Origin of the sequence: Sulfitobacter brevis, assembly GCF_900112755.1 — a bacterium.
In the GTDB taxonomy this organism is placed as follows: domain Bacteria; phylum Pseudomonadota; class Alphaproteobacteria; order Rhodobacterales; family Rhodobacteraceae; genus Sulfitobacter; species Sulfitobacter brevis.
The window spans coordinates 1-8616 of record NZ_FOMW01000039.1 but is presented as its reverse complement, the minus strand read 5'-3'; the positions used below and the strand labels follow the sequence as shown (position 1 = coordinate 8616).

The window sequence follows — 8616 nt, the reverse complement described above, 5'->3', positions numbered from 1 at the left end:
TCGCGGTCGGTCACGTCGCCCGCCGCATAGATGCCGGGCACCGACGTCTGCATGTCGTCGCCAATCATGATGGACCCGCGCACGTCGGTTTCTACGCCGATTTCATCCAAGCCCATTCCTTCGATATTGGCGCGTCTGCCAGCGGTGGAGACAAGATGATCCGCGGTGACCTCGACAGGCTCCCCGCTCTGCATGACGCGCAAGGTTACGCCCGCCGCATCACGGCGCACACTATCGTAGCTCAGGCCGGTCAGCAGCGTGATCCCCTCGGCCATGAACGCATCTGCCAAAGCCTCAGACACTTCCGGTTCGGCACCCGGCAACAGATGCGAGCGCGCGACGACCGTAACCTTCACGCCCATCCGACTCATCATTTGCGCCAGCTCCGCACCGATGTAGCCCGCCCCCAAGAAGATCAGGCTTTCGGGCAAGGTTTTCAGCTCAAGCATGCTCTTGCTGTCCAAAGCACCTACATCCGCAATACCGTCGATGGTTGGCAAGATAGAGTGGCCACCCGTCGCGATGATGATCTTGGGCGCAGTCAGGGTGCGGCTTCCAATCATCACGCCGCCCTTGATCAGTTTTGCCGGGCCAGCGTCGATGTAATCGACACCCGGATACTCCGGCAGCAGGTCTGCGTATTTCTTCTGCCGCATGGTTGCGACCAAGTCGTCCTTTGACTCCACCAAGGTGCTCCAGTCATCAACTTGGGCCTGTCCTGAAACACCGGGGAACCGCTTGGCCGCCTGTGCGCCGTGGATCGCCTCTGCCGCGCGGATCATCGCCTTGGACGGCACGCACCCGAAGTTCACGCAAGTACCTCCGATGGTGCCATGCCCGACCAGTGCGACACGCTTCCCAGCATCGGAGGCTGTAATGGATGCGGAGAAACCCGCCGAGCCTGCGCCGATGACAATCAGATCATAGCTTCCGTTACCGTCGTCATTCATGTTGATATCTTTCATTTCAGCGTGCCTCGTGCAGATCAGAGTTTTTTCGTTTGGCAACGACCAAATAAATGATCGCACCAATGGCTATAAGCGGCGTCAACATGCCAAGCATTCCGAAGAACATGCCAACCGCAGTGCAAGACCCCATCATCATCGTGCAGCTCCTTTAGATTTCGCCTTATTGAGGAAAAGGGCGTAGACCCCGACAGCTACAAAAGCGCCAGCCGTGATCCGCAGAGCAAAGCGGAACTCGATCCAGATGATTATGAACGACAGCGCAGCGGCAATCGCAGAAGCCCAGATTTTTGGAGCCGGACCCGGCTTGCCTGCACGCAGCCAGAGCGCCTGCGACACAACGGCGAGACAAAAGAACAGCAGGGGAAACAGCGCGTAGTCGAGCCAGCCGGTCAAAGCCGACAGTCCGACACCGGCCACGACGATGACCAATAGCGGGGTGAAGCAGCACAGGGCAGCAAAAAGCGCGCCGCCCAGCCCCCATTTCAGCATGCGGTCGGGGTTTTCAGTATTCTGGGTCAAGTAACACTCTTTCTGTCTGAAAAATTATTGGGATACGGGGCGCGGCGTTTGGCAGATCGCCGGACTTCGCGAACGACAAGGAAGGCGAGCGCTGCCAAAAGCGCGATGGAAAGTGCGCCAAAAACCTGACAGCCAGGCTCCAAATTTACTGAACGTGGCAGCCAGCAGAGCCGTGCCACCACCGCAGCACGCGACCACAACCGGAGTCGCAATTCCGAAAGCCAGCAGCCCGCCCATCAAGTTATCACGCACCTCGTTTTTAAGAGGCTGTGTCGTTTAGCAGTCGGGCAGGATAGCCGTTTGCGACGACTGCCTCGATGATACCTTCCACACTGGTTTCGGCATCGTCAAAGGTTACGCTGTAAACGCCGTGTCCAGCTTCTGGCCCTTCGACAAACTCTTCAATGCTGACCGATGGGACGCCGCGCATCGAACTGGCTACGATGAACGAGCAAGAGGGACAGGTCAGCTCACTGACCGCGATCTCGACTGTGCGCTCTTCGGCGAATGCTGTGGAGGTAAATGCAGCAATGGCCAGCGCTGACGACAGCAATATGTGTTTCATGATTTTGTTCCTTGCTCAGAATTTGAGAATGAAGGGCGTGATGTAAGGAAACCCAATTGCCACGGCGACAACAGCAGCGGCGGCCCAAAGTGTCACCCGCATAATAGTCCTGTTGATCGGGCGAGCACAGGTACCATCGGCACAAGCGTCCGGGCTCACCGGCTTGTAGGCCTTGTAAAACCCATATCCGATAAACGCGGCACTCAACGTGAACGTGACCCACTTGTAGGCATAGAGCGCCCCAAGCTGCGCGATGAAGACGCCAGTCACACCGAAGCTCACCAGCACAAGCGGTAGGATACAGCACGATGTCATCGCCAGCGCACCGAGAACGCCAAAGCCAGTCGCACCCCAGCCTTTCGTGGTATCATCGCCGGCCTGTTGGGTCTGGTCGGATGTCTGGTCGGAAATAGTTTGGTCCATCGAATCGTCCTTGTCCTGTTCTTTCCACCGTTCTACGGTCTGTAGGAAGTACAGGCTCAAGGAGTTTCTTATGAAAGTGGATAACATAAGCGTGACACCGTTGCGGCGCGTTGACGTCGCCAGAGCAACGGGCTGCAACCTTGAAACCATCCGATATTATGAAACGGTTGGCATCATGCCGGACCCACCGCGCAGCGCAAAGGGGTACCGATGCTATGATGATGCCCATGTCAGACGGTTGAAGTTCGTCATGCGCTCCCGCGATCTTGGCTTTTCATTGGAGGAGATCAGGGGATTGTTGGGATTGGTCGATGACCGGACCCAGACCTGTGCCCAGGTTCAAACTGTTGCCGAGAGCCATCTTCAGGATGTGCAGGAGAAGATCGCCGATCTAAAGCGGATCGAGCACGTCCTGTCAGAGACCGTCGCCCGATGCACCGGTGATGCTGCCCCGGAATGTGCTGTCATCGACGCGCTTCTCGAAAAATAGGTGGACGAGCGTTTGTGAGACAACAGAGTGGTTGATCGGAAGCCATCCGTTACTAGCGGATGAGAGCGCGCAAATTGATCGACCTCTCTGTGAAACGGATAAGTTATAAATGCAGACGGTTCTAATTTACTTCTTAGCGGCGCTGGCCGAAATTGCAGGATGTTTCGCCTTCTGGGCTTGGTTTCGATTGGACAAAAGCGTGCTCTGGCTGGTGCCGGGGATGTTACTTCTCGGGGCATTCGCCTGGCTGTTGACCTTCAGTCCCGCGGATCAGGCAGGGCGCGCCTATGCCATTTATGGTGGGGTATAGATTGTATCGTCCCAGCTCTGGCTTTGGGTTGTAGAAGGTCATAGGCCTGACCATTGGGACGTCATCGGAGCCGTCATTTGCCTTGCCGGTGCAGACGTGATCCTTTGGGCTCCGCGCAGTATGTGAGGGATGCTCCTGTGGCAACTTAAGCAGATTCAAACACTGTCCTAAATTGTCTGCTTAGCTGGCATAACGATTCAGCAGATCAGAAAGCTTCGTATTGCATTCGGGAATTAAAATTGCGGTGACTGCCTGTTTCGCTCACTGACTTCCTGACATTCCTGACATTCCTGAGAAACACGCTCAATGACCGTTCCCAGACCTTTACGGAAAGTCGGATTGATGCCCAGACAAGGGTTATGTGGGTCGCAAAGGGCGGCATCGAGCCCAGACAGGCCGATGTTGCAACGGCATCGAGCGTCTCTTCCTAATCTCTAAGCCGCGCTCTAACAATCATCTTCCGGCTTCTGATCGGTGCTGTTGAGAGGATAGCCAGAGGCGGGACCGCGAAAGGGCTGAAGCAACAAGCGATCAATCCATAGATCTCGCTTAGTCCGAAACTGCTCGATACCTATGGTCATCCCAACGTGCCCCGCGCTTGGTTGTGCGAGATAAGTTCCCAGCAACCGGTCCCACCAAGGCAGGTTAAAACCAAAGTTGCTGTTGGTCTCTGAGGGCAAGATGGAATGATGCACTCGGTGCATGTCTGGTGTGACAATTATCAGACGCAGCAATGCATCCAGTCTAAACGGAAGACGCACGTTCGAGTGATTGAACAAAGACGTTCCGTTTAACAAGACCTAGAATATCAGCACAGCAATGGCGGGCGGGCCAAGCGCCAGAATGAGAAGCAGCTTGATCGCCATGGAAATGAGTATTTCGAGCGGGTGGAACCGAACGCCGGTCGTTACATCAAACTCCAGGTCAGCATGATGCACCCGATGCAGACGCCAAAGTGCCGGAACCGCATGGAATAATACATGTTGCAGATAAATTGCGAGGTCGAGCGCCAGAACTGCAAGGATCACTGCAATCCAGCCCGGGATGGGAAACTGGTTGAAAAGCCCCCAGTCGTTTTCGGTGGCGATAGCCGCCAAGCCCACCGCGACAACCGGAAACGCAAGTCTAACAAGCAATGAGTCCATCACCACGAGGCCTAAATTGTTCGACCATCGTACCAGCCGGGGAATCTCGACCCGTCGGCGTGGCGCTGCAAGCTCCCAAACTGCCATTACAATTAGGATAAAAAAAACTGTCATCCGGATCGCAGGTTCTTTGTTGATGATGTTTTCCAAAGTCGTAATTCCCTCTGCCAAGACAGCGATACCACAATCCGGCCAGCATAGTCTTGTTAGCCAAGCAGCGACTAAACAGATGAGTACAACCACCTGTTCTAACTTTTCGTCTCAAGCATCAGAAGAACACCGATCTGGGCCACATGACGGTATGCATGAAGTGGGAGCCTGTTTTACCGCCAGCCCATTGGCCGGTCTGAAGCCTGTGTTGCGTCTACCGGTTGAAACCACCGATCATGGTGTAGTGGGGCAACTTTAGAGAATGAGCTCATTTATGGATCTGAGAATCTGACAAGCTGAGCAGGCCGCAGGGGTTAAGGTCGAAACGATCCGTTATTACGAACGTCGTGGATTGATCACCCAGCCCAGGAAACCAGCAGACGGCAGCGCGCGTTGCTACGATGTAGGGGCGGTGGACCGCCTGCGGTTCATCAAGGACGCACAACGCATTGGCTTTTCCCTTAATGAGATAGCTGATTTGCTTTCCTTGCGGGGGCGTGCGGACGCCAATTGCGAGGTCCGTCACCTTGCCGTTGGAAAGCGAAGCGAAGTTCAGGACCGTCTGGAAGGATTGCAAAGGAACGCGAACCTGCTGAACGAGTTGATCGATGATTGCCCAGGAATAGGCGATATTAGTATATGTTCGATTATTGAGGCCATCGAGCGCGCAGGATAACCGATTGGCATGTCGCGACTTGAAAAAACTTCCATTGACTCCGTGCCATGGTACGGCGGTTAGAATTCGCCGAGACGCATTTCGCACAATTTTCAGATGCTGCTCCTTGGAGCCTTCTGACCGGAGATCATCATCGACCAAATTGCACCCAAACCGCCGACGCGTAACCTTATCCGACGCTGGCTGCCGCCGCTTGTCGGGGGGGTGGTCGCGCTTGCGCTGATCTTCTGGCTTTATCGTGACTTGGATTTTGGTCGTTTTCTGACCGGCCTTCGCGAGGCCCGTTTTGGATGGATAATGATGCTGACAGCCACGATCCTGCTGGAACAGGTCGTAAACGGCTGGAAGTGGCGTCAGATTTTGCATGACGTCAAACCCGTGCGCACGCTGCGGCTGACTGGCGCGTTACTTGCCGGGTATGGTGCCAATGTGTTGGTGCCGCTGGGCATCAGCCCGCTGGTGCGATCCTGGCTGATTGCGCGGATGGAAAATCTAAAAACAGGAACCGTGCTCACCACGACGATCATCGCGCGGTTCATTGATGGTGTGGTATTTGCGTTGTTTGCGGGGCTTGTCGCGATGGCGGGCAAAGTACCGCAGGTCAGTGGCAATCTCGAGCTTGGACTTGCGGTCGCGGGGGCGATCAATTTCCTTTTATTTAGTGGGTTGTTGTGGGCGCTGTTCCGGTTTCGGACGTTGCTGGCTCAGGACGGACCGTTGATTTGCCGCATTTTCGATTGGATGGCGAAGTGGTTTCGCGCCAACGGTGCACAGATGCGCGGCTCGCTCTGTGATGGGGTGGTGTGGCCCAAGGCCCGCAAGCACAGGCTAAACGTGTTGTTGGGCGCCATCGCGGCAAAGCTTATCTCGGCCTCGCACTACGTCTGGGCAGGTCTGGCTGTCGGCATCGTACTTGCCCCATTCGACTATCTTTTCCTGATGGTATTTGCCGGATTTTCCTTGGTTCTAACGCGGTTCATACGGGTGCCGGGCGGCTTTGTGATCGGGTCGGCTTTTGCCTTCAACCTCTTGGGTGTTCCGGAAGAACAGGCACTGCTCATGATCCTGTTCAACTGGATGATATCGATCATTGTGGTCGTCGGGGGCGGCCTGATCGTGTTGTGGCAATCGAGCATCGACATTCGCAGCAGGCAGCAGGAGATCGTTTTTGATGGACCATAGCAGACCACAGTCGCGGGCATATCAATCGGCTTTGACCTATATCGCGATCACGCTCCTGACCATTCTTGCAGTGATGCCGAAAGTTGCGATCGCCCACAATTTTGTTGTAACGTTGGACGCAACCGGTGCCGCGCACCCCGTTCAACTTGATTCAGCAGTTCAAGGCATGCGCCTTGCCGCCGGTGAGCGTGACAGCCACGCTGCGGAAACCTCGGACGGGCACCTTGGCGGGATTGATTTGTTTATCCGCTTCCGCCCTGCCAATGCTGGCGACGGCATCGAATGGCTGAAGGGTGCTCCGGACAAAGTCGCAACTATCATCGTTGATTTTAGCGGATCTGAAACCGCAATGTCGCAGGTGGCAAGTGGTGGCGCTGTCGTAATCGGTCCCGGCGCGCTGCCCCGCGATGAAATTTGGTCCGCGGATACGGTAGACCTCCCGACCGGTTTCGCCGCCCGCTATCTTGCCAATTTCGGCAGCATGCCGGACCGGCGGGCAGCCCAAGGTTACAACGCGGCGCTGCGCATTGATCAAGCTGTACGCAGCAGCGGTGCCGTGCTGGACAGCGATACTTTACGACAGTCGCTGGATCTGTCCGCAGAAGGAATAGATTGGCCATGAGGCATCGTTGGGCATGGCAGTGCGCGCTGAGGGTCGGTGATGGAAAGTCGGGACCCAATCACCGAGCGTGGCCGCTTTTGGCGCATTGCAGGCGAAGGAGCCGCCTTTCAGGCTGGCAGCGCAGCGATTGATTCCGCAACCATCGTAGCAAGCCTCGTATTCCAATTGAGTGAGGTCTATGGAAGATTAGGTGAGCGGTTGCGATGCAGCGGGCGGCCCCTTCCGGCTACTTGAGGAGCCCAAATTGATGGCTAAAATCCCGACCTCACGCGTCGACAAGCTTCTGTCCTCAATGGGCTATGGTTCGCGCGTGGAAATTGCGCGAATGGCCAAACGTGGCGGTATCACTCTGGACGCGACCGATCTTTTGGACGTTAGCAAGCGCATCCCTGTTACCCCAGATTTGCCGGCACGCATGGAGATCGACCGCGAGGCGCTCGACCCCCTCGCGGGCATGGTGATTCTTTTGAACAAGCCCTTGGGCATGACGTGTTCGCACAAGGAAGACGGTGCATTGGTCTATGACGTCCTGCCCGAGCGCTGGAAACGGCGTAATCCGGCAGTCTCGACGATCGGTCGGCTGGACAAGCAGACGTCGGGTCTTTTGTTGCTGACCGATGATGGCGGCCTGCTGCACCGTGTCATCAGCCCCAAGCGCCACATCAAGAAGACCTATCGTGCCAAGCTGGCCCGCCCCCTTGATGGCACCGAAGGAGACCTGTTTGCCTCAGGCCAATTGATGCTGGAGGGCGAGGGCAAGCCGCTGGCTCCGGCGGAACTCGAAGTGGTCTCGGAAACTGAAGCCCTGCTTACTGTTACCGAGGGCCGATACCATCAGGTGCGCCGCATGTTTGCCGCCGCCGGTAATCATGTCGAGAAACTGCATCGCGAACGTGTGGGTGGTCTGGCACTGCCTGATGGCATGGTTCCCGGTCAGTGGAAGCTGCTGAGCGAAGATCAGACCGCCTTGATCTTTCGGTAGCCCCTGCGACCGGAGCACGGCGTCGGGCGGATGAATGCCCGCTTTTTACGCAAGGGAAGAAATGTCTCCCACGGACGGATCTGGCATCCAGCGGTTGATAGGGTGCATGAACATGTCTCCGAAGTTAGATAAATCAGAAGTTTACCAGATTTGTTGTAGTGTTCATGCGCCGAAGCATTGTGGGGCGAGCCGTAGTCGCTTGATAATTGCGGCCGCGTTTGCCAAGTACCACGAGTAATAGGGTAATCCCCCCATTTTTAATGGGGTTCAGCCGTAGAATTCAGGCGGCTGTTTTCAGTTTCATTGCGGGCGTGATGCCGCCGATGCCCATGTTGGGTCGTTCATTGTTGTAAGTCCAGAGCCATACCGTGGCCTGATCCTGTGCCTCCTCGATGGTTTCAAAGATGTACTGGCTGAGCCATTCGCCGCGAACCGTGCGGTTGTAGCGTTCGATATAGGCGTTCTGTTGGGGTTTTCCGGGTTGGATGTATTCCAGCCTAACGCCTTGTTTTTCGGCCCATTCCATGAGCTTTCCACTGACATATTCGGGCCCATTATCGATACGAATAGCCTTGGGCTTTCCA

Annotated in this window: 10 protein-coding genes and 2 pseudogenes; 5 read left to right on the top strand and 7 right to left on the bottom strand. The window is 55.9% G+C overall.

The window, feature by feature from the left end; all coding sequences use genetic code 11:
• The 4 genes from BM174_RS20075 to BM174_RS20060 all read right to left on the bottom strand — a co-directional run.
• On the bottom strand, positions 1 to 965 hold a 965-nt coding region (locus tag BM174_RS20075; RefSeq protein ID WP_093925588.1), incomplete at its 3' end, for a dihydrolipoyl dehydrogenase family protein.
• 135 nt (positions 966 to 1100) lie between these two features.
• Positions 1101 to 1487, bottom strand: a complete 387-nt coding sequence (merF, locus tag BM174_RS20070) for a mercury resistance system transport protein MerF (protein WP_245766375.1) — start codon at positions 1485 to 1487, stop codon at positions 1101 to 1103.
• Between the two features lie 259 nt (positions 1488 to 1746).
• Positions 1747 to 2052 carry a heavy-metal-associated domain-containing protein gene (locus BM174_RS20065; RefSeq protein WP_093925587.1) on the bottom strand — a complete coding sequence of 102 codons (306 nt, stop codon included), beginning with the start codon at positions 2050 to 2052 and terminating at the stop codon, positions 1747 to 1749.
• A gap of 15 nt (positions 2053 to 2067) precedes the next feature.
• Positions 2068 to 2475: a mercuric transporter MerT family protein gene (locus BM174_RS20060; protein WP_093925586.1), complete on the bottom strand. Its 408-nt coding sequence runs from the start codon at positions 2473 to 2475 to the stop codon at positions 2068 to 2070.
• 70 nt (positions 2476 to 2545) lie between these two features.
• On the opposite strand from BM174_RS20060, the gene BM174_RS20055 reads away from it, so the two are divergent.
• Both BM174_RS20055 and BM174_RS20050 read left to right on the top strand, forming a co-directional pair.
• Positions 2546 to 2965, top strand: a complete 420-nt coding sequence (locus tag BM174_RS20055; protein ID WP_177209558.1) for a MerR family transcriptional regulator — start codon at positions 2546 to 2548, stop codon at positions 2963 to 2965.
• Positions 2966 to 3074: 109 nt separating this feature from the next.
• Positions 3075 to 3401, top strand: a pseudogene (locus tag BM174_RS20050) (YnfA family protein).
• 320 nt (positions 3402 to 3721) lie between these two features.
• Here BM174_RS20050 and BM174_RS20045 read toward each other — a convergent pair.
• Together BM174_RS20045 and BM174_RS21805 are read right to left on the bottom strand one after the other, a co-directional pair.
• Positions 3722 to 4420: pseudogene (locus tag BM174_RS20045) on the bottom strand (sterol desaturase family protein).
• Between the two features lie 418 nt (positions 4421 to 4838).
• Complete coding sequence (locus tag BM174_RS21805; RefSeq protein ID WP_425442401.1) at positions 4839 to 5387, bottom strand: hypothetical protein; 549 nt, start codon at positions 5385 to 5387, stop codon at positions 4839 to 4841.
• 102 nt (positions 5388 to 5489) lie between these two features.
• Here BM174_RS21805 and BM174_RS20035 point away from each other — a divergent pair, with 102 nt between their 5' ends.
• The 3 genes from BM174_RS20035 (at position 5490) to BM174_RS20025 (ending at position 8032) form a co-directional block, all read left to right on the top strand.
• Positions 5490 to 6428, top strand: a complete 939-nt coding sequence (locus BM174_RS20035) for a lysylphosphatidylglycerol synthase transmembrane domain-containing protein (RefSeq protein WP_425442402.1) — start codon at positions 5490 to 5492, stop codon at positions 6426 to 6428.
• The gene (locus BM174_RS20030) at positions 6418 to 7050 is read left to right on the top strand and encodes a hypothetical protein (RefSeq protein WP_093925583.1); all 633 of its coding nucleotides are present in this window, start codon (positions 6418 to 6420) and stop codon (positions 7048 to 7050) included. Before BM174_RS20035 ends, BM174_RS20030 begins: the two co-directional genes overlap by 11 nt.
• A gap of 247 nt (positions 7051 to 7297) precedes the next feature.
• Complete coding sequence (locus BM174_RS20025; RefSeq protein ID WP_093925589.1) at positions 7298 to 8032, top strand: pseudouridine synthase; 735 nt, start codon at positions 7298 to 7300, stop codon at positions 8030 to 8032.
• Positions 8033 to 8312: 280 nt separating this feature from the next.
• On the opposite strand, the gene BM174_RS20020 is transcribed toward BM174_RS20025, so the two are convergent.
• Positions 8313 to 8616, bottom strand: a 304-nt coding sequence (locus BM174_RS20020; RefSeq protein WP_143092503.1) for an integrase core domain-containing protein, incomplete at its 5' end; no start/stop codon positions are given.

Coding starts and splice junctions, on each gene's coding strand:
- BM174_RS20060 (WP_093925586.1), bottom strand. CDS start 2,475: ATGGACCAAACTATTTCCGACCAGACATCCGACCAGACCCAACAGGCC.
- BM174_RS20030 (WP_093925583.1), top strand. CDS start 6,418: ATGGACCATAGCAGACCACAGTCGCGGGCATATCAATCGGCTTTGACC.
- BM174_RS20025 (WP_093925589.1), top strand. CDS start 7,298: ATGGCTAAAATCCCGACCTCACGCGTCGACAAGCTTCTGTCCTCAATG.
- BM174_RS20065 (WP_093925587.1), bottom strand. CDS start 2,052: ATGAAACACATATTGCTGTCGTCAGCGCTGGCCATTGCTGCATTTACC.
- BM174_RS20055 (WP_177209558.1), top strand. CDS start 2,546: ATGAAAGTGGATAACATAAGCGTGACACCGTTGCGGCGCGTTGACGTC.